At 62.2% G+C, this 23,465-nt stretch carries 27 protein-coding genes, 1 tRNA gene and 1 pseudogene; 19 read left to right on the plus strand and 10 right to left on the minus strand.

Annotated elements, in window-relative coordinates; all coding sequences use genetic code 11:
• Positions 1-128 precede the first annotated feature (128 nt).
• The 3 genes from ACTQ33_RS01410 to ACTQ33_RS01420 all read right to left on the minus strand — a co-directional run bounded on the left by ACTQ33_RS01410 (position 129) and on the right by ACTQ33_RS01420 (position 6,123).
• Positions 129-1,469: a sensor domain-containing diguanylate cyclase gene (locus tag ACTQ33_RS01410; protein WP_441461491.1), complete on the minus strand. Its 1,341-nt coding sequence runs from the start codon at positions 1,467-1,469 to the stop codon at positions 129-131.
• Positions 1,470-1,664: 195 nt separating this feature from the next.
• Positions 1,665-3,032, minus strand: a complete 1,368-nt coding sequence (locus ACTQ33_RS01415; RefSeq protein WP_441461493.1) for a diguanylate cyclase — start codon at positions 3,030-3,032, stop codon at positions 1,665-1,667.
• Positions 3,016-6,123 (minus strand): EAL domain-containing protein, encoded by a 3,108-nt coding sequence (locus ACTQ33_RS01420; RefSeq protein WP_441461495.1) that lies wholly within the window; start codon positions 6,121-6,123, stop codon positions 3,016-3,018. The genes ACTQ33_RS01415 and ACTQ33_RS01420 overlap by 17 nt, the downstream gene beginning before the upstream one ends.
• A 170-nt stretch (positions 6,124-6,293) precedes the next feature.
• Between ACTQ33_RS01420 and ACTQ33_RS01425 the strand changes: the two genes are divergently transcribed.
• Both ACTQ33_RS01425 and ACTQ33_RS01430 read left to right on the plus strand, forming a co-directional pair.
• On the plus strand, positions 6,294-6,992 hold the full coding sequence (locus ACTQ33_RS01425; protein ID WP_441461497.1) for an AzlC family ABC transporter permease: 699 nt from the start codon (positions 6,294-6,296) through the stop codon (positions 6,990-6,992).
• Complete coding sequence (locus ACTQ33_RS01430; protein ID WP_441461499.1) at positions 6,982-7,314, plus strand: branched-chain amino acid transporter permease; 333 nt, start codon at positions 6,982-6,984, stop codon at positions 7,312-7,314. Before ACTQ33_RS01425 ends, ACTQ33_RS01430 begins: the two co-directional genes overlap by 11 nt.
• Positions 7,315-7,513: 199 nt before the next feature.
• Here ACTQ33_RS01430 and ACTQ33_RS01435 read toward each other — a convergent pair whose 3' ends face one another.
• The 4 genes from ACTQ33_RS01435 to ACTQ33_RS01450 all read right to left on the minus strand — a co-directional run bounded on the left by ACTQ33_RS01435 (position 7,514) and on the right by ACTQ33_RS01450 (position 9,055).
• Positions 7,514-7,681 carry a hypothetical protein gene (locus ACTQ33_RS01435; protein ID WP_441461501.1) on the minus strand — a complete coding sequence of 56 codons (168 nt, stop codon included), beginning with the start codon at positions 7,679-7,681 and terminating at the stop codon, positions 7,514-7,516.
• The gene (locus ACTQ33_RS01440) at positions 7,682-8,290 is read right to left on the minus strand and encodes a hypothetical protein (protein ID WP_441461503.1); all 609 of its coding nucleotides are present in this window, start codon (positions 8,288-8,290) and stop codon (positions 7,682-7,684) included. It lies immediately after the preceding gene.
• Positions 8,287-8,784: a flavodoxin family protein gene (locus ACTQ33_RS01445; protein WP_441461505.1), complete on the minus strand. Its 498-nt coding sequence runs from the start codon at positions 8,782-8,784 to the stop codon at positions 8,287-8,289. Before ACTQ33_RS01445 ends, ACTQ33_RS01440 begins: the two co-directional genes overlap by 4 nt.
• 133 nt (positions 8,785-8,917) lie before the next feature.
• Positions 8,918-9,055: a hypothetical protein gene (locus ACTQ33_RS01450; RefSeq protein ID WP_441461507.1), complete on the minus strand. Its 138-nt coding sequence runs from the start codon at positions 9,053-9,055 to the stop codon at positions 8,918-8,920.
• Positions 9,056-9,634: 579 nt separating this feature from the next.
• On the opposite strand from ACTQ33_RS01450, the gene ACTQ33_RS01455 reads away from it, so the two are divergent.
• From ACTQ33_RS01455 to ACTQ33_RS01525, 15 genes are all read left to right on the plus strand, one after another.
• Positions 9,635-10,708: an iron-containing alcohol dehydrogenase gene (locus ACTQ33_RS01455; protein WP_441461508.1), complete on the plus strand. Its 1,074-nt coding sequence runs from the start codon at positions 9,635-9,637 to the stop codon at positions 10,706-10,708.
• Positions 10,709-12,115, plus strand: a complete 1,407-nt coding sequence (locus ACTQ33_RS01460) for an ethanolamine ammonia-lyase reactivating factor EutA (RefSeq protein ID WP_441461510.1) — start codon at positions 10,709-10,711, stop codon at positions 12,113-12,115.
• Positions 12,116-12,125: 10 nt separating this feature from the next.
• A complete protein-coding gene (locus tag ACTQ33_RS01465; RefSeq protein WP_441461512.1) occupies positions 12,126-13,490 on the plus strand; it encodes an ethanolamine ammonia-lyase subunit EutB in 1,365 nt (454 codons plus the stop codon).
• Between the two features lie 11 nt (positions 13,491-13,501).
• Positions 13,502-14,383 carry an ethanolamine ammonia-lyase subunit EutC gene (eutC, locus tag ACTQ33_RS01470; protein WP_441461514.1) on the plus strand — a complete coding sequence of 294 codons (882 nt, stop codon included), beginning with the start codon at positions 13,502-13,504 and terminating at the stop codon, positions 14,381-14,383.
• Positions 14,380-15,039: an ethanolamine utilization microcompartment protein EutL gene (gene eutL, locus ACTQ33_RS01475; protein WP_441461516.1), complete on the plus strand. Its 660-nt coding sequence runs from the start codon at positions 14,380-14,382 to the stop codon at positions 15,037-15,039. The genes eutC and eutL overlap by 4 nt, the downstream gene beginning before the upstream one ends.
• 2 nt (positions 15,040-15,041) lie before the next feature.
• The gene (locus ACTQ33_RS01480; protein WP_441461518.1) at positions 15,042-16,502 is read left to right on the plus strand and encodes an acetaldehyde dehydrogenase (acetylating); all 1,461 of its coding nucleotides are present in this window, start codon (positions 15,042-15,044) and stop codon (positions 16,500-16,502) included.
• Positions 16,503-16,528: 26 nt separating this feature from the next.
• Positions 16,529-16,828, plus strand: a complete 300-nt coding sequence (locus ACTQ33_RS01485; protein ID WP_441461520.1) for a BMC domain-containing protein — start codon at positions 16,529-16,531, stop codon at positions 16,826-16,828.
• 3 nt (positions 16,829-16,831) lie between these two features.
• Entirely contained in the window at positions 16,832-17,548 is a 717-nt protein-coding gene (locus ACTQ33_RS01490) for an ATP-binding protein (RefSeq protein ID WP_441461522.1), read from the plus strand.
• Positions 17,545-18,150 carry a phosphate propanoyltransferase gene (gene pduL / locus ACTQ33_RS01495; RefSeq protein WP_441461524.1) on the plus strand — a complete coding sequence of 202 codons (606 nt, stop codon included), beginning with the start codon at positions 17,545-17,547 and terminating at the stop codon, positions 18,148-18,150. Before ACTQ33_RS01490 ends, pduL begins: the two co-directional genes overlap by 4 nt.
• The gene (locus tag ACTQ33_RS01500) at positions 18,143-18,625 is read left to right on the plus strand and encodes a hypothetical protein (RefSeq protein WP_441461525.1); all 483 of its coding nucleotides are present in this window, start codon (positions 18,143-18,145) and stop codon (positions 18,623-18,625) included. Before pduL ends, ACTQ33_RS01500 begins: the two co-directional genes overlap by 8 nt.
• Positions 18,622-18,879, plus strand: a complete 258-nt coding sequence (locus ACTQ33_RS01505; RefSeq protein WP_441461527.1) for a EutN/CcmL family microcompartment protein — start codon at positions 18,622-18,624, stop codon at positions 18,877-18,879. Before ACTQ33_RS01500 ends, ACTQ33_RS01505 begins: the two co-directional genes overlap by 4 nt.
• A complete protein-coding gene (eutH, locus tag ACTQ33_RS01510) occupies positions 18,866-19,951 on the plus strand; it encodes an ethanolamine utilization protein EutH (protein ID WP_441461529.1) in 1,086 nt (361 codons plus the stop codon). The genes ACTQ33_RS01505 and eutH overlap by 14 nt, the downstream gene beginning before the upstream one ends.
• Positions 19,944-20,363: a cupin domain-containing protein gene (locus ACTQ33_RS01515; RefSeq protein ID WP_441461531.1), complete on the plus strand. Its 420-nt coding sequence runs from the start codon at positions 19,944-19,946 to the stop codon at positions 20,361-20,363. Before eutH ends, ACTQ33_RS01515 begins: the two co-directional genes overlap by 8 nt.
• Before the next feature lie 216 nt (positions 20,364-20,579).
• Entirely contained in the window at positions 20,580-21,218 is a 639-nt protein-coding gene (locus ACTQ33_RS01520) for a GerMN domain-containing protein (RefSeq protein WP_441461533.1), read from the plus strand.
• 97 nt (positions 21,219-21,315) lie between these two features.
• Positions 21,316-21,392 (plus strand) — tRNA-Val (locus ACTQ33_RS01525).
• A 42-nt stretch (positions 21,393-21,434) separates the two neighbouring features.
• On the opposite strand, the gene ACTQ33_RS01530 is transcribed toward ACTQ33_RS01525, so the two are convergent.
• The 3 genes from ACTQ33_RS01530 to ACTQ33_RS01540 form a co-directional block, all read right to left on the minus strand.
• Positions 21,435-21,674, minus strand: coding sequence for a hypothetical protein (locus tag ACTQ33_RS01530; RefSeq protein WP_441461535.1), 240 nt, complete (start codon positions 21,672-21,674; stop codon positions 21,435-21,437).
• Between the two features lie 69 nt (positions 21,675-21,743).
• Positions 21,744-21,983 (minus strand): hypothetical protein, encoded by a 240-nt coding sequence (locus tag ACTQ33_RS01535; protein ID WP_441461537.1) that lies wholly within the window; start codon positions 21,981-21,983, stop codon positions 21,744-21,746.
• A 34-nt stretch (positions 21,984-22,017) separates the two neighbouring features.
• On the minus strand, positions 22,018-22,257 hold the full coding sequence (locus tag ACTQ33_RS01540) for a hypothetical protein (protein ID WP_441461539.1): 240 nt from the start codon (positions 22,255-22,257) through the stop codon (positions 22,018-22,020).
• A gap of 133 nt (positions 22,258-22,390) precedes the next feature.
• Between ACTQ33_RS01540 and ACTQ33_RS01545 the strand changes: the two are divergent.
• Both ACTQ33_RS01545 and ACTQ33_RS01550 read left to right on the plus strand, forming a co-directional pair.
• A pseudogene (locus ACTQ33_RS01545) lies at positions 22,391-23,020 on the plus strand (hypothetical protein); the annotation flags it as partial.
• A 66-nt stretch (positions 23,021-23,086) separates the two neighbouring features.
• Positions 23,087-23,431 (plus strand): hypothetical protein, encoded by a 345-nt coding sequence (locus ACTQ33_RS01550; protein WP_441461623.1) that lies wholly within the window; start codon positions 23,087-23,089, stop codon positions 23,429-23,431.
• Positions 23,432-23,465 lie beyond the last annotated feature (34 nt).

Below are 23,465 nucleotides of genomic sequence, written 5' to 3' on the forward strand. Positions count from 1 at the left end.
TGGCCCAGCAGCGCCAACGAAGCGGCAGCAAAGCCCCAAAAACAAACGTATGACTGGAGTTTGACACTCTCCAGTCATACGTTTTCTTTTTTGCAATTTGGGTGCTGCCCTGTCCCATGGGGAACCGGTCATTCCCGGCAGATCTGGCCTTTCAGCCGCCGGTAATGCTTGTCGTCGTACATGGCCTGGTCGGCCTGGGACAGCAGGGCGTAAAAACTGTCGCCCACCCGTTCCTTCCAGACGTAGCCCATGGCCATGTCCACGCGGCCCTCCTGATCGCCTACGGCCTGGACAATGGCATTGAAGGTCAACTGGTCCACGTCCTCACAGAGGACCATGAACTCGTCGCCGCCCAGCCGGTACACCGGCCGTCCCTGGCACCGCTCGGTCAGGAATTGGAAGGCCCGGCACAGCAGGGCGTCGCCGTGCTCATGGCCCAGGGTGTCATTGATGTGTTTCAGACCCATAACGTCACAGTAGAGAATGCCCACGCTCTCCTCCGGGTCCATCTGCTCCAGGGTCCGGGCCAGACCGTGGCGGTTCCGCGCGCCGGTGAGCTGATCGTAATAGCTCATGCGCTCCAGCCGTCCCAGCAGGTCCCGCCGGTGGAACATGCACAGGATAAAATTGCTCATGATATCCAGAATGGTGGAGATGTGATACAGGTTGTTGATGGGCGGATTGTCCATGCCGAAGAAGCCCAGAATCCGCTCATGGCTCACGATGGGACAGGCGATCAGGCTGCGGACGCCCTTGGGGTGCAGCATATGGTACAACGCCGGTTCCCGCTCCCGGATGTCCTCCACATCGTAGAGAACCACATGCTCGCCCCGGTGAAACGCCTGGTACCAGCGCTCCACCACCTCCCAGGGCACCGCCTGGAGGTCGGCCAGCTGGGATTTCACGCCCGGCCTGCACCATTCATAGGTGTTTTTCACGCTGCCGCCTTCGGTCCCCTCAAAGATGTACATGCGGTCGCCGCCCAGCTTGCCGCCCATATAGCTGAGGAACGCCTGGACCGGTTCCTCCTCCTCGTCGTAGCAGCTCAACGCCACCCGCAGCGCCTCGTTGAGCAACTGCTCGTTGCTTTCATAGGACCGGATGGTGTTCTTCTGCTGGGCCTCGGTGCTCATGTCGAAGGACAGCTCCACCCGAACCCGCCGGTCCCCCTGGCGCACCATGGTATCCTTGACGGCAAAATGGCGCTGCAAGCCGGGATTATAGTAGACCCACTCATAAAACGCCCCGCATTGGAGCTTGTCGTTGGTGCAGAAGGGACAGGGCGTATCGCGGCCCTGGAGCAGTGCGTAGCACTTCTCCCCTTCCAGCGGCTCGTCCGGCTCCAGGCCGAAGCAGCGGCGGCCCTGCTGATTCATATAACACAGCTCGTATGTGTCCATATCGGCCATATAGACAATCTCATGGAGAGGTTCAAAAAACCTCTTCATCCCTTCCAGTTGCGATTCCATGATACGCCCCCTGACATTCCGTAAGACCGTTCGGTCTTCCGTTCCCCCACCGCGGCAACGCCGCGGAATCTTTATTTCATTATAAACGACAGCGCGGAAAAAAGCAAACCCGGATACATTGTTCCGACGGTCCGTTCCCCGAAAAAACCGCGCCGCACCGGACCGTGGAAACGGCACGGGCGGCGCAGCGGACGGTCAATCCAGGCAGCGGAGGATATGGCGGCCCTTTTGGCTGCGTTTCACCTCGTAGAGGACCTCGTCGGCCATCTGGTACAGCTCGGCAAAGGTCCGGCGGCGGCTGCCGCAGACGCCGCCCACCGACAGGGTGGACCGGGCCGCCGGCCAGTGGCGCAGCATGGTCTGACGGTACTCCTCGATGAGCGCGTCCAGCTTATGCCGCATGGGTTCCTCGTCGCCGCAGCCCGGGGCAAAGACGGCGAATTCATCACCGCCCACCCGGCAGACCACATCACTTTTGCGGAACCGCTCCTGCAGCAGTCGGGCCACGGTGCAGAGGGCCCGGTCGCCCTCCTCATGGCCGTACAGGTCGTTGACCTGCTTGAAGTTATCCAAATCCAGCATCAGAAACAGGTACCGCTCCGCCTGCTGCATCTGCTGCTCCATGCGGAGCCGGCCGCCCTTGCGGTTGTAGATGCCGGTGAGGGGGTCCGTCACAGCCTCGGTCTCCAGCGTGGCCTGGGCCTGCATCTGCCGGGTGATATCGATGATCACGCTGATGACGGCGTCCCGGCCATCGGCGGACAGGGTCCGCCGTCCGATGTCGTGAATCCACAGGTAGGAACCGTCCTTTTTCTGCATCCGGTACTGAATCTCATACTGATCGCCCAGATTGGGGATGGTCGCCATCTCCCGGTTGACGTATTCCCGGTCGTCGGGATGGATGCTGTTGAGGATGCAGCCGTTGATCCCCTGCTCAAATTCCTCGCAGCTGTCGTATCCCATCATGCGCAGCATCCGCTCGTTGGCCACATACAGGGGAAAGCCCTCCTCCATGTATCCGCCGAGGATGCCGCCGGGCATGATCTGCCCGATGATTTCCAGCAGGTCCAGCCGCGTCTCCCGGCTCAGGGATTCCACGCCCCGGGAGAGGAATTTCAGGGGGATGAACTCTCCATCCTCCATATAGAGGCTGGCTTCGGAGGCGTGGAGCGTCTGAATCCGCAGGCCGCCGGTCTGACGGTAGACGGCGGCGGTGACCCGCATGGGATACCGGGCCTGCTGGCCGTCGGGCAGGGTCACGATGGTTTCCATGTTGCAGAAGCAGTCCCAGACGCCCTCCACCCGCTGCCGTTGGGTAAAATTGGTGAGGGAAAAGCGGATGGGCTGTTCCAGGGTGGAAAATTCCTCTTCCAGCAGCTGCCGGAAGGCGGTTTTGTCCAGGGCCACCTCCCCTTCGCCGGAACCGATGCTGATAATCCCCTCGTCCACCAGCTCCAGGGTACCCGCCAGATCACGCCGCGTCAGATAGCGGCGGAAAAACTCCTCCAGCAGGGCCCGTACCGGTTCGGTTCCGGCGGACCGTTCCTCAGATTCCTGCGCCATGGGCGTCGCCCCCTTCTTCGGTCTGCTCGCCGCTGCGGCTGATGAGCCGGTACACGTCGCTGAGCTCCATGGGGCGGTAGTAGTAATAGCCCTGGATCAGGTCGCAGCCCGTATTGCGAATGATCTCGTTTTCATCGGCCCGTTCCACGCCTTCCATACAGACGGTTTTGCCGAACTGGTGGCAGGCGAAGACGATACTGCGGATAAAATTCATCTTGGCTTCCGATTCGGTGACCTCCATCACCAGGGACCGGTCCAGCTTGATGATGCTGGACGGATATTGCAGCAGCATCCGCAAAGACGAGTAGCCGCTGCCGAAGTCGTCCAGCGCGATGCGCATGCCGAGATTCTGGCAGGCGCCCACGAAGTCCAGGAGCTTTTCCGGCTCCTCGTCCAGGCAGCTCTCTGTCAGCTCGGCCACCAGGCCGCTGCCGCACAGGCCGTATTTTTCGAGGATTTTGGCCATTTCCGGCAGCAGCAGCGGGTCCGACAGCTGCTCCAAGCTGACGTTGAAGGTCAAATAGAAGTTGGGGTCATAGGACCGCAGCCGCACGCAGGTGCAGACGGCCTGTTCAAAGACCCAGCGGCCCACCTCATGAATCATTTTTTCCTTTTCAAGGATGGGGATAAAGACGGCGGGCGACACGTCCCGATCTTCGAACCGCCACCGGAGCAGGACCTCGCCGCCCTTGGCTCTTCCGGTCTCGGCGCACACCACCGGCTGCACCACAATGCGGAAGTGCTCCATCTGGTGTTCCACATCCTGCCGCAGCGCCATGGTCATGTTGGACATCTGCCGGATGCGGCGGATGCTCTCCTCCGAGTAGTCCACGTAACACAGATTGGATTCCTGCTTGGCCACGCGAATCAGGGAGATCATGTTTTCCAGCAGGTCCTCGGGCTTCCAGCCGGCGCTGGGGTACTCTATGACGCCGAAGGAGCAGACCTTCTGTCCGGCGACGCCCATGGCCTCGTAGCAGTCCACGGCGACGGTACGAATCTGTTCCACCAGGGCCGCCGCCCCCTCCCCCATGCACAGGGGATTGACGATGGACAGAAACCGCATGCCCTCCAGCCGGTAGAAGGACATCTTCCAGCACAGCCCCTCCATCAGGGAGTCGGTAAACCGCTTGAGGAGCCGGTCGCCGTAGGCCCGGCCCTTGGTGCTGTTGATCTCCGTCATGCCGTTGAGGGAAAAGCCGATGACCAGCGTCCGGGACCCGTCCTTGCGCAGCTCCTCCAGCTGCTGGAGGGCGGCATGCTCCCGGGGAAAGCCGGTGACCGGGTCCACCACAAAGTCGTTGTCCTGATGGGTCACGCGGCCGGAGAAGAACACCGGTTTCGTCCTGTCGGCGTTCCAGGTGAGAATGCCGTAGCAGCGAATCCATTTGCTGTTGCCGTGGGCATCCCGGACCCGATAGCGCAGGTCGTGGACCGAGCGCTTTTCCCGCATCATACTGGACAGGTCCTGCCAGTAGAGGTCCTGAAATTCCGGCGTGCTGATGCGCTTGGCCCACACCGTCAGCAGGTCCTGGACCAAATTGCTCTGGAAGCCGAAGTCGTCGCGCATGTTGTCGGAGATGTAGAACAGCCCTTTCTGCATGTCGCCCATGTAGAAGTAGCTGGAGCTGTTTTCCTGGGCCACCGACTGAACCATGGCCTCCACGTCATAGGCCGCCGTGGCCATAAAGCATTGGAGCGGCGTCTCCGGCGCGGGCTTTTCCGGCGCGGCGTCGGCAAAGTCCGCCTCCCGGACCTTCCGGCGCTCCACGCCGGGCAGACGGCTGTTCCGCCGGTAATAATCCCGTTTGTCCTGGTACATGACCTGATCGGCCTGGGTGATCAGGTCCTCCAGAATCAGCGGCTGGTCCTTGGACCAGGTACAGCCTATGGCCATGTGGTATTCGTCCTGCCGGATGGCGTGGCGCAGCCGCCGCAGGCACCGCTCGAACGCAGCTTCCTCCACATTGGGACACAATGCGATGAACTCGTCGCCGCCGGAGCGGTAGATGAGCTGCGTGTCCACGGACTTGCGGATCAGGTCGTAACAGTGGCGGATCATCCGGTCTCCGGCCTTATGGCCCTGGGTGTCGTTGATGCGCTTGAGGCCGGTGATATCGCAGTAGAGGACGCCGGCGGACTCCATGGACAGCCGGCCGTAGTATTCGGCCAGGGCGTTGCGGTTGAGGGCGCCGGTGAGCTGGTCGTGGTAGCTGAGCTCGTGGAGCCGTTTGAGCAGCTCCCGCCGCTTGAGCAGCGTAGAGGCGAAGTAGCCCACCACCTTCAACAGGGGGGTGATGAGACGCACCATCTCCGGATCGGGATTGTCCACGCCGAGGAAGCCGATGAGCTTGCCGTCCTCCCGGATGGGACCGGCGGTCAGAGAGCGGATGTTCTGGGGCTTGAGAATGGCGTAGGTCTCGGGATACTCCTGCCGAATCTGTTCCAGATCGGAAATCTCAATGATCTGGCTCTTGTCAAAGGATTTATACCACCAGTCCAGTGCCGGGGCCGGGACATTTTGCAGCACTTCCTTCTGGGGCGCCACACCCGGGGCGCACCACTCATAGGTATTGTCGGTGGTCTCCCCGTGAAGCTCAAAGACGTACGTCCGGTCGCAGGAGAAGGTTGTGCCGATGTAGGCCAGGAGCCGCTGTATCGATTCGTTCGGGTCTGTGGACGCGAAGATCTGCTGGAGACACTCGTTGAGGATGGTCTCACTGCGCGCGTAATAATAGGGCGTGCCGCTGGCGGCCTCCGAATCCAGATTGATGGCGATTTCCATGCGGTAGCGACGCCCGCCCGCCTCCAGCAGGCTGTCCTTGATGAGAAAGCGCTGATTGAGGACGGGGTTTATGTGGGTCCAGGAGAGGAACTCGCCGAGACGCAGCTGATCGTTGGTACAGAAGGAGCAGGGTTCGTCGCAGCCTTGCAGCACCTGATAGCACTTGCGGCCACGGTATTCCGCATGGGAGCGGTATTCCAGCGCATTGCGCAGATGGCGGTTCATATAGACCAGTTCGTTGGTCTCCACGTCGGTAACGTAGACCATCTCATCCAGATTTTCAAAAAAATTCCACTTTTCAGGCATACCGTATCCGCTCCTTCTCTCTTCGTATGCGTATGTCTCATTATACCGCAGCCACAGGCTGGAAATCAAGGGTCCATTCCGCCCGATGGGTGCGGCGCGGCGTCAAGAGGCTATTGAGAATTTATTGATGCAGTGTTATAATTGGAGAAATCCCCTCAGGAGGTTCCGTCATGCGGGAGTTACGCTATGGGCTGAAGCAGACCTTCCCCATCTTTTTCACCTATCTGTTTATGGGCGTGGCCTTCGGCGTCATGATGGCCAAGGCCGGATATGGGCCTCTGTGGTCCCTGGCCAGCGCCGTGCTGGTGTACGCCGGGTCCCTGCAATTCGTCATGGTGCCGCTGTTGCAGGCCCATACGCCTCTGCTGACCATGGCGGTCATGGCCTTTTTCATCAATGCCCGCCATATTTTTTACGGCGTGGGCATGATCGACCGGTTCCGCACCATGGGCTGGCGGTTTCCCTATATGGTCTTCTCCCTCACCGATGAGACGTATTCGGTGCTCTGTTCCATCCAGCACCCCAAGGGGCTGGACCGGCAGCGGGCAGACTTTTTCATTGCCCTCTGCGACCATTGCTATTGGATGGCCGGTTGTTTTCTGGGGGGCTGGGCCGGTGCGCTGCTGCCGGTGGATTTGACGGGCATTGACTTTTCCGCCACGGCCTTTTTTGTGGTGGTGGCCGTCAACCAGTGGCGGCAATACCCCACCAAGCTGCCGGCCCTGTCGGGTCTTTGCAGTGCGGTGGTGTTCTACCTGCTGCTGGGTCCCGACTATTTTCTCATTCCGGCCCTGTCGGTGAGTTTGGTGGTACTGATGGTCCGCCGCCGCTCCGTCCAGGCCAAACTGGAGGCGTACTATGGGAAGTAATACCTATGCCGCCGCCGTCATTGCCGTCTGCGCCCTGGTGACGCTGCTGACCCGGGCTCTGCCCTTTCTGCTCTTCGGCAAACGGCCCCTGCCGGGGATGATGCGGTATCTGGGCAACGTGCTGCCCCCGGCCATCATGGTGATTCTGGTGTGCTACTGTCTGCGGAATCTGAACTTTACCGCCTTTCCCTTCGGACTGGCGGAGCTGCTCTCCTGTGCGGCGGTGGCCCTGCTCCAGTGGTTCCGGAAAAACATCTATCTGTCCATTCTGGTGGGGACCGTTCTCTATATGGTTCTCATCCGCACGGTCTTCCCCGCGTAGGCCCCGGGACGTCCCCCGTCTGGGAACGTTTTCCATTCCTATTGTATCATACCACAGACAAGAAGACAATGGAATCAGGGGATGCTGCAAATTGCAGCACCCCCTGAAAAAAACGCCCAACTTCCCCCGAGGAAGTTGGGCGTTTTGTGTCGCCTGCGGGCGGGAACCGGAATGGGTACGGCGGACATGGCCCCTCCGGTCACGGGTTCCGGTACAGATAGACCATGACGGCCATGGCCGCCAGGAGCAGCAGCACCAGCAGAAAGACCAGTCGGTTACCGATTTTTGTGGCGCGTACCATCTTTTCCATCCACTGGTCGTCGCTTTCGTCGTCTTCCCAGGGGTCCCGGTTGGGTTCCTGATCCATTTATGTTCCCCCCTCGATGTCCATGGTGTCCAGCTCCGCCGCCGTCCGGCCGAACCGGCGGCCATAGCGGGTCCAGTAGGTGGTGGAGGCCCGTAAAAACATTCCCTTGGAAATGGGCATGGTACATTGGAGCGACACGGCCTGTCCCCGGGCCATGGCCCCGGCCAGCTGCCGCAGCTTCCGCCCCACCAGGAAGCGGAACGGCGTATCCAGGATGGCCTCGCCGCTGCCGATGGCCAGGACGCTGCCGAAGGGGCAGCCGGTTTTTTTGCAGAACAGCCGTACCATGTCCACGGCTACCCGGTTCTGCTCCGGCTCATAAAAGCCGCAGTTGATGAGCACCGACACCGTGGGCTTTTTTTGACCCATGGACCGCTCCCAGGCCTTCAGGAAGGACAGCAGCACCGTGGGCAGTCCGTCGGCGTACAGGGGGAACACCAATAGGACGTGGTCTGCGGCCCCGGCCTTGGCGCACAGTCCGTCTGTGTCGCCCTTGAGCAGATTGGCCGTCTCGACCGCTCCCTTCCAGTGTTTGCAGAACAGCTCCGCATACCGTTTGGAGTTGGAACGGGGCGCCCGGGGGCTGCCGTTGAGAAGCAGCAGATTCATTTGGACAGCACCTCCTCCACGGTCTTCTCCACGCCGTCTGGGGTGGTGAAGTGAATGCGCACGTCGGCAAAGCTCATGTTCTTGGCGTTGCGCTGCACCAGACGGCGGAACAGGTCCCGTTCCTCCTCGGTGTCGGCGCCGTAGGCCACAATATCGGCCTGTTTCCTGGTCACGGCCCGCTGGACGTGGTGGGTCTCCCCGTCCAGCAGGCGGATAAAGGGCTTCTGGACGGGAATGGCCCGTTCCAGCATGGTTTTCATGGGCACGTCGTAGCCGCCGTAGACCACGGCGCTGACGTAGAGGACCCGGCTGCTTTTGGCGATGCGGGGATAGATGTCCACCGCGTCGTCCCGCAGCACACATCTTCCCGGCGTCTTGGTCCAGCAGCCGAAGCAGCCGAGACAGGGGGCAATGGTCTTTTGGGACAGGTCCGCCATCTCCCAGCCCTCCGGCAGGGAGACGGCCAGCGGGCGGTCGGTGAGCAATAGGTTCATAGGCGCGTCCTTTCCGAATGCAACAGATTTTCTTTATCATATTATACAGATAGGGTTTCGTCAAGTCCGGAATGGACCGTGAGAAAACGAGCTGTTGCCGCGGCAACAGCTCGTTTTTGCATCAAATTGGATATCAGGCCGGGCCACCGACCACGCCGCGCAGCGCCAGCCCCGCCTTGTCGGCAATGGGTGCGCCGCAGTTTCTGCAATATGCCATACCCTCACCTCTCCTTTGGGATGGTTGCTGTGTTGCCGCCGGAAGCGTTTCCATCAATAGGAGGTTCCGACCGTGAGAGCCGCTCCGAGACCCAGTGCAAAAATTGCATCTAAATTATAAAAACCCAAAAAATGGCGCCAATGAGTGCGCCGATACCGCTAACCTTGGCAGACTTAGGCTTTGTCTGCCACCAAACCAAGCAAAGAACTAGGCCCACAATAGGCAGAAAGAACGAGAGCACCCCCCAGCCCAAGCTGCCACTATCCGTCAAGCTACCACTGGAACCGGGCTGTGCCACGCCACAGTGGACACAAATTACTGCCTTGTCGTCGATCTGAGTGCCGCAGTTCCTGCAATATGCCATAGTACTCTCCTCCGTTTGTTTCAAATCATTCTTTCCTCTTGTCCATACAACGCCGCCCCAGTGGTGCGGCCGGTTGTATCGATGCCAGTTTATCATATCCTGTCGAATTTTGCAATCCTTTCCATGCAGCGCCGCCGCGTGGTGCGCCGCGCCTTCTGACGGCACATCGCAGACACCATGTTTGCGGTGTGTCGTGAAAAAAACTCCCTGTAACGACTCATGTTTTTTTCCGCCGCTGGCAATACTACCGGCAGAAAGGCGGTGAAGTATTGCAAACGTTTCATTGTAAACCCCGGATTTTTTACGGCGACGGCGCGCTGGAGCAGCTGGGCCGCTGTCAGGGCCGTTCGGTGCTGGTGGTCACCGACCGGTATTTTGCCCAATCGGGGCTGGCCCAGGCCGTGGGCAGCCGGGTACCGGGCGCGTCGGTGACGGTGTTTTCTGAGGTGACGCCGGACCCGTCGGCGGAGCTGGCGGCCCGGGGCGCGGCCCTCTGCGCCCGCAACGGCCACGACGTGCTCATCGCCCTGGGCGGCGGCAGTCCCATGGACTGCGCCAAGGGCATCGTCTATGTACAGGAGCAGCGGCCCCTGTTTATCGCCATCCCCACCACCTCCGGCACCGGCAGCGAGGTGACCAGTTTTTCGATTCTCTCCCACAACGGCGTCAAGCACCCCATTGTGGACGACGCCCTCTTGCCCGACTGGGCCATTCTGGACCCGTCGCTGTTGCAGCAGCTGCCCCAGCCCCTCATTGCCGACGCGGGTATGGACGTGCTGGCCCACTGTCTGGAAGCCGTGGCATCGAAGAACGCCTCCCCCTTCTCCGACGGCTACGCTTCCATGGCCTTCCGCTGGTGCTATCAGAATCTCCCCCGCTCCTACGACGGGGACGCTTCGGTCCGCGGCGCGGTCCACGCCGCCGCCACCATGGCGGGACTGGCCTTTGACCATGCGGGTCTGGGCGTCAGCCACGCATTGGCCCACGCATTGGGGGGCCGGTTCCATGTGGCCCACGGACGGCTCAACGGGATTTTGCTGCCCGCCGTTCTGGAGTACAACGGTTCCACCTGCCTGGGCCAATATGCGGAGCTGGCCCGGGTGGCGGGCATCGAGGGCGGCACGGAGCGGCTCCTGCTGCGCAATCTCATCACAGCAATCAAGCGTCTGCGCCGCCGCCTGCACCTGCCGGAGACGCTGACGGCGGCGGGCATCGCCCCGGCGGACCTGGACAGCGCCCTGGACGCCCTGGTGACGGCGGCCCTGGCGGACCCCTGCTGCAAGACCAATCCCCGGACCCCCACCCGGCAGGACCTGACGGACCTGCTGCGGCAGGTGCGCTAGATGGAGCGGGCGCTGCTGTCGGTGGGGCTGGATATCGGCACCAGCACCACCCAGATGGTGCTGTCCCGGCTGACGGTGGAAAACAAGGCGTCGGCCTTTGCGGTGCCGGATTTGGCCATCACAGACCGGGAAATCATCTATCGTTCCGCCATCCACTTTACGCCCCTGTTGTCGGACACGGTCATCGACGCCGAAGCCATCCAGGCCATTGTGGACGAGGAGTACCGCAAGGCGGGCATTTCCAAGTCGGACATTGAGACGGGGGCCGTCATCATCACCGGCGAGACGGCCCGCAAGGACAACGCCAAGCAGGTGCTGGCGGCCCTGTCGGGCTACGCCGGGGAATTTGTCGTTGCCACGGCCGGCCCGGACCTGGAGGGCATTCTGGCGGCCCGTGGGGCCGGATGCGACGAGTATTCCCGGGAGCACGACACGGCGGTGCTCAATTTTGACATCGGCGGCGGCACCGCCAACGCCTGTCTCTTTGACCGGGGCCGCTGCGTGGATACGGGATGTTTAAATGTGGGCGGGCGGCTGATAAAATTCGATAAAAACCACCGCGTCACCTATATTTCCCCGGTGCTGGACGGTCTCACGACCCTTTCTGTCGGCCAGACCGTGACGGAAGCGGAGTTGCAGCCCGTGGCGGACCTGCTGACGGAAGCATTGGAGGAGGCCGCCGGACTGCGGCCCCGGACGGAGCTGTCCCAACGGCTCACCACCAACCGTCTCCCCGCCGTTCCGGAAACCGCTCCCATGCTGTCCTTCTCCGGCGGCGTGGCCGATATGATCTACACGGAATCGCCGCCGCCCTGGGACGCCTTTGGCGATATGGGCGTGATTCTGGGCCGGACCATTGCCCGCTCCCCCCTGCTGCAAGGGCCGCATATTCGGCCGAACGAGACCATCCGGGCCACGGTGGTGGGGGCCGGCAGCCACGCCACCACCCTTTCGGGCAGTACCATCGCCTATGAGGGCGTGGACTTTCCTTTAAAGAATCTGCCGGTGCTGTCGCTGACCGCCGAGGAGACGGCGGGCGCTCCACAGGAACTCGCACAGACTGTGGAGAAAAAACTCCGCTGGTTCTGGGACAATGGCGAACCGTCGCCGGTGGTCCTGGCCTTTCCGGGCCAGCACAGCCCCGATTTCCAGACCATTGAACGGCTGGCCGAGGGACTTCTATCTGGGCTTGCCCCCTTGCAGCAGGCGGGCTTGCCCCTGCTGGTGGCGGTGACGGCGGACATGGCGAAAGCATTGGGACAGGCCATGCTGTGCCGGATGGCCCAGCCCCGGCATCTTCTGTGCATGGACGGATTGACCATGGAAACGGGTATGTATCTCGACATCGGCTCCCCCGTGGGCAGCGCATTGCCCGTGGTGGTGAAAACATTACTATTTGATCGGTGAGGTGTAGGAATTGAAACTGCAAACGACGCTCTTTGGCAAGACATACCAGTTCCGCGATTTGCGGGACGTCATGGCCAAGGCCAACGAGGAAAAATCCGGCGACAAGCTGGCGGGCATCGCCGCCGAAGACGCCCAGGAGCGGGTGGCGGCCAAGGCGGTGCTGGCGGAGATCACCCTGCGGGACCTGTACGAAAACCCCGCCGTTCCCTATGAGCAGGACGAGGTGACGCGGCTCATTCTTGACGGCGTCAACCAGACCATTTACCGGGAGATTGCCGGATGGACCGTGTCTCAGCTGCGGGAATGGCTGTTGGATGAACGGACCACCGGCGACAAAATCCGGCGGATTTCCCGGGGCCTGACCGCCGAGATGATCGCCGCCGTAGCCAAGCTCATGAGCAATCTGGATTTGGTGTACGCCGCCGCCAAAATCCGTGTCACGGCCCACTGCAATACCACCATCGGCCTGCCCGGCACCTTGTCGTGCCGTCTCCAGCCCAACCATACCACCGACGACCCCGACGGCATCATGGCGTCTCTGCTGGAGGGTCTCACTTACGGCGCAGGCGATGCGGTGCTGGGGCTGAACCCGGTGGATGACAGTGTGGAGAGCGTGGAGCGGGTCTTGAAACGCTTTGATGAAATCCGCTGCCGCTGGGAGATTCCCACCCAGATCTGTGTGCTGGCCCATGTGACCACCCAGATGGAGGCCGTCCGCAAGGGCGCTCCGTCGGATTTGATCTTCCAGTCCATCGCGGGCAGCCAGAAGGGCAACGAGGCCTTCGGCTTCGCCGCCGCACAGATTGAGGAAGCCCGGCAGCTGATGCTGACCGAGGGTACCTGTGAGGGGCCCAACGTCCTGTACTTTGAGACGGGCCAGGGTTCGGAGCTGTCCTCCGAGGCCCATTACGGCTGGGACCAGGTGACCATGGAGGCCCGGTGTTACGGCTTTGCCCGGCCCTTCCAGCCGTTTCTCGTCAATACGGTGGTGGGCTTCATCGGCCCCGAGTACCTGTACGACGCCCGGCAGGTCATCCGGGCCGGATTGGAAGACCACTTCATGGGCAAGCTGACCGGCGTGCCCATGGGCTGCGACGCCTGTTACACCAACCATATGAAAGCCGACCAGAACGACATTGAAAATCTGGCGCTGCTGCTGACGTCCGCCGGATGCAATTACTTCATGGGCATCCCCCACGGCGACGACATCATGCTCAACTACCAGACCACGGGCTTCCATGAGACGGCGGCATTACGGGAGATCTTCGGCCTGACGGCCATTCCGCCCTTCCAGAAGTGGCTGGAGGACATGGGCTTTGTGGAGAACGGCAAGCTGACGGCCCGGGCCGGTGACGGCTCCATTCTCTTGGCATAGGAGGGGACGAGATGAACAAGGAAGAACTGAAAGCCATGGTGGCCCAAATGCTGCGGGACATGGGCCAACCTACCGGCAGCACCGCGCCCGCCCCGTCGTCCGCCCCGTCCCACAGCGACGGAGCCGTGGACGACCTGTCCAAAATCGACCTGCGCAAGCAGTATCTGGTGGAGAACCCGGCCAACGGTCCGGTCTTTCTGGCCCTGAAGGCCAAGACCCCCGCCCGCATCGGCGTGGGCCGGGCCGGCGCCCGCTATAAAACCGTGACGCTGCTGCGGTTCCGGGCCGACCACGCCGCCGCCCAGGACAGTGTCTTTTCGCAGGTGCCGGAATCCTTTTACAGAAGCAACGATCTGGTCTACGTCAAGACCAGGTGCGAGGACAAGGACGAATACTTGACCCGCCCCGACCTGGGCCGCCGCTTTGACGAAAAGAACCAGGCCATCATCAAAGAAACCTGCGGCCAGCACCCGAAGGTCCTGCTGGTCATCGGCGACGGCCTCAGCTCCGCCGCCATCGAGGCCAACGCCATGGACTGCGCCCGGGCCATCCGCCAGGGCCTATCCGCCTACGGCATCGAGCTGGGCAAGACGCTGTTTGTCCAGTACTGCCGCGTGGGCGCGTCGGACCACATCGGCTCTCTCACCGACGCGGAGCTGGTCTGTATGCTGGTGGGCGAACGGCCCGGTCTGGTCACCGCCGAGTCCATGTCGGCCTATCTCACCTATAACCCCCGCATCGGCGTGCCGGAGTCGGCCCGGACCGTGGTTTCCAACATCCACCGCCAGGGTACCCCCGCCGTGGAAGCGGGCGCACACATCGCGTCTCTGATTCGGCAAATGCTGGAGAAGAAATGCTCCGGCGTGGCCTTTCGCCAGGGGGTGGGCCAATGACCGGCGATACCCTGCCCGTGGAGATTCTGACGCTGCAACTGATTGCCAACGTCTCCCCCGATCTGGCCCGGCAGCTGGGTCTGGATGCCCGCCACAAGTCCATCGGCCTGCTGTCCACCGACTGCGACGATGTGACGTATATGGCCCTGGACGAAGCGACGAAAAAGGCCGCCGTGGACGTGGTCTACGCCCGCAGTCTCTACGCCGGCGCCGCCAACGCCTCCACCCGGCTGGCCGGTGAGGTCATCGGCATTCTGGCCGGGCCGAGCCCGTCGGAGGTGACGGCAGGGCTGCAAAGCGCCGCCGACTTTCTCCGCTCCGGCGTAGGCTTCCGGACGGCCAACGACGCGGGGGACGTGGTGTATCTGGCCCACTGTGTCTCCCGGACCGGGTCCTATCTGTCGAAGCTGGCCGAGATTCCCCAGGGCGAGGCCATTGCCTATCTGATCGCCCCGCCGGTGGAGGCCATGGTGGCGCTGGATGCGGCGCTGAAAGCGTCGGACGTCCGCATGACCGCCTTTTTCGCCCCGCCCAGCGAGACCAACTTCGCCGGTGGTCTGCTCACCGGCACCCAGAGCGCGTGTATCGCCGCCTGTGACGCCTTTGGAGAAGCCGTCCGGGCCGTGGCCGCCGCGCCGCAGAGTTATGGAGGATGAGTATGGAACTGGACAAGGATTTGCGCTCCCGGCAGGAAGCCCGGGAGCTGATTCAAAAGGCCAAGGCCGCTGCGGACGTGCTGGCCGGATTCAATCAGTCCCAGGTGGACCGGATTGCCAAGGCCATCTGTGACGCCGGTATGGCCCACGCGCAGGAACTGGCCGAGCTGGCCTGCCGGGAGACGGGCTTCGGCAACGTCCCCGACAAAACCATTAAGAATCAATTTGCCGCCCAGACGGTCTATGACGCCATCAAAGACGAAAAGACCATCGGCATCATCGCCGAGCACCCGGAGAAAAAACTGCTGGATGTGGGCGTCCCCGTGGGCGTCATCGCGGGCATCGTCCCGTCCACCAACCCCACCTCCACGGTCATCTACAAATCCATGATCGCCTTGAAGGCGGGCAACGCCATTGTCTTCTCCCCCCACCCCAACGCGGCCAAGTGTACGCTGCGGGCCGTGGAGATTGTGGCCCAGGCGGCGAAGCAGGCCGGATGCCCCGACGGGGCCATTTCCGCCCTGCCCACCCCCACCATGGCGGCGGTGGAGGAATTGATGCGCCACGATCTGGTCAAACTGATCTTGGCCACCGGCGGCCCCGGCATGGTCAAGGCCGCCTATTCCTCGGGCCGTCCGGCCATCGGCGTCGGCGCGGGCAACGGCCCGGCCTATATCCAGAAGACCGCCGACGTGCCAAAGGCCGTGGCCGCCATTGTCAAATCGAAAACCTTTGACAACGGCACCGTCTGCGCCTCGGAACAGAGCGTCATCGTGGAGGCGTCCATGGAACAGACGGTCCGGGCCGAGATGCGGCGGCAGGGCTGCCACTTCCTGGACAAACAGCAGGCCGACCGTCTGGCCGGATTCCTGTTCCGGCCCAACGGGGCCATCAACGCGGCGGTGGTGGGCAAGACGGCGGCGGAGATCGCCCAGCTGGCAGGCCTCAGCGGCGTGCCGTCCACGGCGAAAATTCTGGTGGCCGACGCCAGGGAAGCGGGCCACGATCAGCCCTATTCGAGAGAGAAGCTCTGCCCCATTCTGGGCTTCTTCGTGGAGCGGGACGAGGATGCGGTGCTGGAAAAATGCTGTCAGATTCTCCGCAACGAGGGCAGCGGCCACACCTTCTCCATGCACACCAACGATGAATCGGTGGTGCGGCGGTTTGGCGAGAAAATCCCCGTCTCCCGCTTCCTGGTCAACACCCCGGCCACCTTCGGCGGCATCGGCGCGTCCACCAATCTGTTCCCGGCCCTGACTCTGGGCTGCGGCGCCGTAGGCGGCAGCTCGTCTTCCAACAACATCGGTCCTCTGGACCTCATCAACATCCGCCGCATTGCCTGGGGCGTCTCCGACGGTGTCCCCCGCAGCAGCGGCAATACCACCGCCCCCGTGTCCTCCGCCGTCGTCTCCGACGACATGGTGGAAGCACTGGTCAACAAGATTCTGGCAAAACTGCAATAAGTAACGGATAAAGGAGCGTTTACAACATGGCTAACACAAATGCACTGGGTATGATCGAAACGAAGGGTCTCGTCGGGGCCATTGAAGCCGCCGACGCCATGGTCAAGTCCGCCAACGTCCAGCTGGTGGGCCGCGTCCAGGTGGGCGGCGGTCTGGTCACCGTCATGGTCCGGGGCGACGTGGGCGCGGTGAAGTCCGCCACCGAGGCCGGTGCCGCCGCCGCGGAAAAGGTGGGCGAAGTGGTGTCCGTCCATGTGATTCCCCGCCCCCATGCCGAGGTCAACGGCATTCTGCCCTCCGGCAGCGACGGGTCCGGCGAGGCGTAAGCCGTGGCGCTCTTTACAGAGAGCAGCGTCCGGGCCTGTATTCGGGTGAAGGACGGCCGCCGGGTGTTCTATTTAGGCCCCGGCGACCGCCTGACCCCGTCGGCCCGGGAGTGGCTGCGGCAGGAGCGCATTGAGATCGTCCAGGGGGAGCAGCTCAAGCCGAAAACGTATGAGACTCTGTTCGGCGGGACATTGACGGAAAAGCCCGAGCATATGACCCATCTGCGGGGCAACCTTCTGGTATTCAAGGACCATCCCCGCATTGAGTTCCGTGGCCAGATCGACCTCTTGGAAGCGGAGCTGCTGCTGGCCCAGCGGACGGCCATGGCCGATGGCCGGGAGGACATGGCGGACCATCTCCAGGAGATTCTCGATTTTGTCCGCAGTCTCATCCGGGCCGACGTGCTGGACGAGCCGGTGCAGCCTCTGCATCTGCTGGGCCTGACGGTGGAGGAATTGCGGGAGCGGAGCCACGCACCACAAAAATACTACGGCCAAAGCCATTTTATGCCCTCCCGCCACGATTCCCCCACCCTGCTGGCCATCAACAAGGTCCGCACCGTCATCCGCCAGGCGGAGCGGGCGGCCTACCGGGCCTTTCGGGACGAAAACGGGGTGGTAAGCCGGGACGATATCATTCTGGCCCTGAACCGGCTTTCCAGCCTGTGCTGGATTTTGGAGATACAACTGAAAGCGGAACAAAAGGAGGTGGAGCCATGAATCTGGTGGAGCGCGTCACGGACGAGGTCTGCCGCCGTCTGTTTCTGGAGGTGGAGGCGTCTGGCCGTCACGTCCATCTGACGGATGACCAGGCGCAAACGCTGTTCGGCCACGGCCTGACCAATGTGCGGCCCCTGTCCCAGCCGGGCCAGTACGTCTGCGCCGAGCGGGTGACGCTGGTGGGTCCCAAGGGCAAGCTGGAGCGGGTGGCCGTTCTGGGACCGGCCCGGAAGGAGGCCCAGGTGGAGATCTCCCGCACCGACGCCTATACCCTGGGCATCGACGCCCCCGTGCGGCTCAGCGGCCATGTGGAAGGCACGCCGGGCATTACCCTGGTGGGCGACCATGGACAGGTACAGCTGAACCAGGGCGTCATGGTGGCCCAGCGCCACATCCATATGACGCCGGAGGATGCGGCCCTGCACGGCCTGAAAAACGGCGATACCGTCTCTCTGCGGTGCCTGTCGTCCCGGCCGGTGATTTTGCAGGGGGTGTCGGTGCGGGTCAGTCCCCAGTTTGCCACCTTTGCCCACATCGATCTGGACGAGGCCAACGGCTGCGGCCACAAAAAGGGGGACCTGGGGATGATTGTCCATGGTTGAAGAACAAATCATCGAAGAGGTCCTGCGGCGTCTGGAGGTTGCCGGACCCCGTGCGCTGCTGATTGGGCGGCGGCCCGCCGACAGTCTGGGCTATGCGTTCACCGGCCACGCCCCCTATGACGCGGTGCTCATCGGTTCCCTGACGGCGGAACAGCTGCTGCAATTTTCCGACAGCCGGGTATTGGACGCCCTCTTGACGGGGATGCCGGTCTATCTCTACGAGGGCGGTCTCACCTACCGCCGCCACAGCGCCACGGCCAACCGGGCGCTGTGGGGACGGCTGATGGCGGCGGAGCGGACGCTGCGCCAGTGGGGCGTTCGGTTTTACGGCGGGAGAACCGGCGGCAGCGGCGGCCATACGGTCATCACCGCCGCCCGGGCCCGGCAGCTTTTGGCCCAGAAGCAGCGGCCCCCGGCGGGGGCGGTGCTGACGCCCATGGCCCGGGAGCTTTTGGAGGGAGGCGGGTTGTCGTGAAGATCGCCACGGTACTCTGCTCCGTCTGGGCCACCAAAAAGTCCCCCGGCCTGCTGGGCCACCCGCTCCAGCTGGTGTCCACCGAAAGTGGACAGCTGGTGGCCGTGGACCTGGTGGGGGCCGGTGTGGGGGACAAGGTGCTGCTGAGCTTCGGCAGCGCCGCCCGCATGGAAAATCCCCACGCCCCCGCCGACGCGGCCATTGTGGGGATACTCGACCAGTTGGAGGAGTTGGAATCGTATGTCCATCAATGAACTGATTGTTTACCTCATGGTAATTTTCATGGTGCTGGGCGCGCTGGACCGGATTTTCGGCAATCGGTTCGGCCTGGGACCCCAGTTTGAAGAAGGCATTCTGGCCATGGGCTCTCTGGCCCTGGCCATGATCGGCATTATCTCCCTGGCCCCGGTGCTGGCAAATCTGCTGCGGCCGGTGCTTGGTCCCGTGTTTCGGGTCTTCGGCGCGGACCCGGCCATGTTCGCCGGGTCCCTGCTGGCCTGCGACATGGGCGGCGCGCCCCTGGCCATGGAGCTGACGGAAAACCGGGATGCCGCCCTGTTCAGCGGCATCATTGTCGGCTCCATGCTGGGCCCTACCATTGTCTTTACCATTCCCGTGGCGTTGGGCATCCTCAAAAAAGAGGATACCACCTATCTGGCCAAGGGCGTGCTGGCGGGCATCATCACCATTCCCCTGGGCAGCTTTGTGGGCGGCCTGGCGGCGGGTTTTCCCGTGGGCATGGTGGCCGTCAATCTGATTCCCATTGTGATTTTCGCCCTGCTCATCGTTCTGGGCCTCTGGAAATTTGAATCGGCCATGATTAAAGGCTTTTCGATTTTCGGCCGCATTGTCCTGGCGGTTATCACCATCGGCCTGGCCGCCGCCATCATCGAAAAGCTGACGGGGCTGGTGGTCATTCCCGGCATGGCCCCCATTGAGGAGGGCATTACGGTGGTGGGCGATATCGCCATTGTCCTGGCTGGCGCGTTCCCTCTGGTGTACGTCATCACAAAGGTATTCCGGAAACCGCTGATGAAGCTGGGGAACCTGCTGGGGATGAACGATGTGGCCGCCGCCGGACTGGTGGCCAGCCTTGCCAATTCCATTCCCATGTTCGGCATGGTGGAGAAGATGGACCGCCGGGGCAAAATCTTAAATATTGCCTTTGCCGTGTCGGCGTCCTTTGTCTTTGGCGACCATCTGGGCTTCACGGCGGGCTTTGCCCCGGAGATGCTCACCTCGATGATCGTGGGCAAACTGGTGGGCGGTGTGACGGCCATTGCCGTAGCCCTGTTTCTGACGAAAAAGGAGGCGGCCCATGGATAAGGAAACCATACGCAATCTGGTGCTGGAGGTCCTGCGGGAGCAGGACGATTCCCAGCGGGTCCGGTCCATTCCCCTGCCCACCCTGTCGGTCCGGCCGGAGGACCGGCTGGATACGGGCAAGCCGGGGGACCACGTCTATACACGGGACCTGTTCACCCTGAACCAGAGCCCCCGGCTGGGGGCCGGGCTGATGGAGATGAAACAGACCACCTTTGACTGGACGCTGACCTATGACGAGATTGACTACGTCATCGAGGGGCAGCTGTCCATCCACTGTGACGGCCGGACGGAAACGGCCGGTCCCGGCGAAGTCCTGTTGATTCCCAAGGGGAGCAAGATTCAGTTTGCCGCCCCGGACTTCGCCCGCTTCCTCTATGTGACTTACCCGGCCGACTGGCAGAGTTCGAGCTAGTCAAAACGCGGTTTTGACCGGCTCGAGCGCGCCCGCAGCGGTACGTCGCTGCAATCGGTACTGGGTTCGTCTTCATATAGATCGGCCCCGGGCAATCGCCCGGGGCTATTGCGCTTTGGGGATGTGGGACTATGCAAATCTGCAAAAGTATGGTATACTGACGGTGCAACAGGAACTTTTTTCCCAGTTTTCGACAAAACACAAGGAGGGATTTCCATGAAATCCATATGGTTGCGCCTGGTTGCGCTGGTGTTGGCCCTGGGCCTGCTGGCAGGCTGCGGCGCTTCACCCACCGCAGAACCCGACGACGCGCCCACCAAGGACAGCGCGGCGGAGAAAGTGCCCACCGAGTCCACGGAGGACAGCGACGACGTGCAGCAGGAGCTGGCCGAGGACGAGATTCCCGACATTGCCGTGGTGGACGAGACGGAGGTCACCCTGTATCTGCCCAACGACAACGCCGATGGCTTTGATACGGTGACCGAGACAGTGAAAGCCAATCCCCAGGGCATTGTGGACGCCCTGATTGCCCATAAGGCCCTGCCCGAGGGCGTGACGGTCAACGACTTCCGCATGGAGAACAACGGCACCGAGACCACCACGGGCGAGGGCGACGAGGCCACTGTCAGCTATACGCCCGGCGACAGCCAGATTTTCCTGGATGTGTCCCAGGCCTTTGGCGACGCGGCAGCCACCACCGGCACTGCCGGAGAGACCATGCTCCTGGGCAGTCTGGTCAATACCATGCTGACCTATTACAACGCCCAGACGCTGACGCTGACCGTGGACGGGGCCGTGCTGGAAACGGGCCACAATGTCTACGACACCCCCTTTACCATGATGGAAGTGGAATGACGCTTTTTTTGGGGCTCCTGGGAGCCCCAAAAATTTTTTTCAAAAACCTCTTGCATTTTTTGAAATTCGTGCTATAATATCAAAGCAGTCAAGCGACGGAGGCTTAGCTCAGCTGGTTAGAGCGCCTGCTTCACACGCAGGAGGTCGATGGTTCGAGTCCATTAGTCTCCACCAGTTTAAAAAAGACACACCATATGGTGTGTCTTTTTTTGTTGTTTATTCCATTTTGGAGCCGCAATAGGGACAGTATTCCCCGTTGCTGCGGCCCAGATGCCTTTCGCAGTAAGGACAGCGGTAAAACAGCAGATTGAATATGGAACCCCCGCATAACACAACAAACCCCAGTCCAATGAGCAGCGCACGGTTGCGCCACATCCCCAACAGCAGGATCATACAGCCGGTCACGGCAATTCCAGCGACCACTTTTCGGACCGTGCGCGGCGATTCATACCACATGGTCCCACCTCCCGGCACAAATTGAAACAGCGGGAGCAACACCCCGCATGGCGTGTTCCAGATTGTTATTCATTGAATTTTGGCACCGCAGTGGGAACAAAACGCACCAGTGTTTCGGTCCAGAAATTTCCCGCAAACGGGACACCGGTAGTACCGCAGATGAATGACCAAACCCACCAGCAGAATCACCACGCCCACGGCCCAGAGCAGCATGCTTGTGAAGCACACCCCCAGCAGCAGCACACCGCCGCCGGACAGATACAATCGCATCACAATGGTTCGGACGGTGTGCAGAGAATTTTTCCACATGGTCCCACCTCCTGGCACAATTTAAAACAGCAGTTTATTCCATTTTTTTGCCGCAATAGGGACAGTATGCGCCGGTGCTGCGGTCCAAAAATCTGCCGCAGTGGGGGCAGCGGTAGTACATGAAATGGATAAGTACCGCAACGATCAGCAGCAGCACCCCTATCACGGTCAATGCAGTCACTTCCATCATAGCGCCCACCAGAGCCAATACCGCCCCGGACAGCATGAACCATCCGACGACCTTCCGGACGGCACGCGGTGAATCTTTCCACATGGTCCCACCTCCCAATCCCTTTTTTTTAGTATACCACGGTTTTCTCCACCCTGCAATGTGGAATCCCTGTCACCATCTCCCCTGCCGCCGCCTATACTGGAAGGAGCGTATTTTTGAGAAAGCAGGGATTTGTATGATGTTGTATGAGGATGGCAGCCGGTGCCGCTGCCCCTGTCCATGCCGCTGCTGTCCCGGCGGTACCGGGCCGACCGGCCCCACCGGTCCCCAGGGCCCCGTGGGACCAACGGGGGCAACGGGGGCCACCGGGGCGACTGGAACAACCGGTACAACGGGGCCGACGGGCGCGACAGGTCCTACCGGCCCCAGCGGCGCTACGGGCGCGACAGGCCCTGCCGGACCCATGGGGCCAACGGGTCCAACCGGACCCGCCGGAGGCGGCAGCGGCACCGGGCCGACTGGGCCGACCGGTCCCCAGGGAATTCCCGGCCCAACCGGACCGACGGGACCCACCGGTTCCCAAGGTGCCACCGGTCCCACGGGACCGCAAGGCGTCCCCGGACCTACCGGCCCAACGGGGCCGACTGGTCCCCAAGGTGCCACCGGTCCCGCAGGACCGCAAGGCGTCCCCGGCCCTACCGGCCCAACGGGGCCGACCGGGCCCCAAGGTGCCGCCGGTCCCACAGGACCGCAAGGCGTCCCCGGGCCTACCGGACCAACGGGGCCGACTGGTCCCCAAGGTGCCACCGGCCCTACCGGGTCCCAGGGCGTCGCCGGGCCAACCGGTCCGACGGGACCCACCGGGGCAGCGCCGGACGATGCCTTCGCCTCCTATTTCAATTTTCAGTATCCTCTGATCCGCAGCACCCTGTTGGACCTGTTTCCCGATGTCACGGACCCCACGGGCCACATCGTTCAGACCGATTCCCAGCGCATTGCCCTGGCGCCGGGCTATTATCTGGTGTCCTACAAGGTGTCGGCCATTTTCTCGGCCCCCAACTACTTGCAGGTGACGCCGTCGTACAACGGCACGTCCCATCTGGAATACGGCATCTATTTTGCCACCACCGCCGCCGGGTCCAGCGCCTGCGGCTCCGGCTTTTTCATCATCCAGGCGCCGTCGTCCACGGTGCTGACCTTTAATTACAGCGGCTCCGCCGATGCCCGGGACGGCGAGATCAACGTGACCATCCTGAAACTGAATCGCCCCCTGTGACAAAAACGCGGAGATCAACGTGATCTCCGCGTTT

The organism is Candidatus Avoscillospira sp. LCP25S3_F1 (assembly GCF_052117125.1).
GTDB lineage: Bacteria > Bacillota > Clostridia > Oscillospirales > Oscillospiraceae > Avoscillospira_A.

Coding starts and splice junctions, on each gene's coding strand:
- ACTQ33_RS01535 (WP_441461537.1), bottom strand. CDS start 21,983: ATGTGGAAAAATTCTCTGCACACCGTCCGAACCATTGTGATGCGATTG.
- ACTQ33_RS01425 (WP_441461497.1), top strand. CDS start 6,294: ATGCGGGAGTTACGCTATGGGCTGAAGCAGACCTTCCCCATCTTTTTC.
- ACTQ33_RS01420 (WP_441461495.1), bottom strand. CDS start 6,123: ATGCCTGAAAAGTGGAATTTTTTTGAAAATCTGGATGAGATGGTCTAC.
- eutL (WP_441461516.1), top strand. CDS start 14,380: ATGACCGGCGATACCCTGCCCGTGGAGATTCTGACGCTGCAACTGATT.
- ACTQ33_RS01540 (WP_441461539.1), bottom strand. CDS start 22,257: ATGTGGAAAGATTCACCGCGTGCCGTCCGGAAGGTCGTCGGATGGTTC.
- ACTQ33_RS01445 (WP_441461505.1), bottom strand. CDS start 8,784: ATGAACCTATTGCTCACCGACCGCCCGCTGGCCGTCTCCCTGCCGGAG.
- ACTQ33_RS01460 (WP_441461510.1), top strand. CDS start 10,709: ATGGAGCGGGCGCTGCTGTCGGTGGGGCTGGATATCGGCACCAGCACC.
- eutH (WP_441461529.1), top strand. CDS start 18,866: ATGTCCATCAATGAACTGATTGTTTACCTCATGGTAATTTTCATGGTG.
- ACTQ33_RS01450 (WP_441461507.1), bottom strand. CDS start 9,055: ATGGAAACGCTTCCGGCGGCAACACAGCAACCATCCCAAAGGAGAGGT.
- eutC (WP_441461514.1), top strand. CDS start 13,502: ATGAACAAGGAAGAACTGAAAGCCATGGTGGCCCAAATGCTGCGGGAC.
- ACTQ33_RS01435 (WP_441461501.1), bottom strand. CDS start 7,681: ATGGATCAGGAACCCAACCGGGACCCCTGGGAAGACGACGAAAGCGAC.
- ACTQ33_RS01530 (WP_441461535.1), bottom strand. CDS start 21,674: ATGTGGTATGAATCGCCGCGCACGGTCCGAAAAGTGGTCGCTGGAATT.
- ACTQ33_RS01430 (WP_441461499.1), top strand. CDS start 6,982: ATGGGAAGTAATACCTATGCCGCCGCCGTCATTGCCGTCTGCGCCCTG.
- ACTQ33_RS01480 (WP_441461518.1), top strand. CDS start 15,042: ATGGAACTGGACAAGGATTTGCGCTCCCGGCAGGAAGCCCGGGAGCTG.
- ACTQ33_RS01415 (WP_441461493.1), bottom strand. CDS start 3,032: ATGGCGCAGGAATCTGAGGAACGGTCCGCCGGAACCGAACCGGTACGG.
- ACTQ33_RS01410 (WP_441461491.1), bottom strand. CDS start 1,469: ATGGAATCGCAACTGGAAGGGATGAAGAGGTTTTTTGAACCTCTCCAT.
- ACTQ33_RS01440 (WP_441461503.1), bottom strand. CDS start 8,290: ATGAATCTGCTGCTTCTCAACGGCAGCCCCCGGGCGCCCCGTTCCAAC.
- ACTQ33_RS01520 (WP_441461533.1), top strand. CDS start 20,580: ATGAAATCCATATGGTTGCGCCTGGTTGCGCTGGTGTTGGCCCTGGGC.
- ACTQ33_RS01485 (WP_441461520.1), top strand. CDS start 16,529: ATGGCTAACACAAATGCACTGGGTATGATCGAAACGAAGGGTCTCGTC.
- ACTQ33_RS01500 (WP_441461525.1), top strand. CDS start 18,143: ATGGTTGAAGAACAAATCATCGAAGAGGTCCTGCGGCGTCTGGAGGTT.
- ACTQ33_RS01515 (WP_441461531.1), top strand. CDS start 19,944: ATGGATAAGGAAACCATACGCAATCTGGTGCTGGAGGTCCTGCGGGAG.
- pduL (WP_441461524.1), top strand. CDS start 17,545: ATGAATCTGGTGGAGCGCGTCACGGACGAGGTCTGCCGCCGTCTGTTT.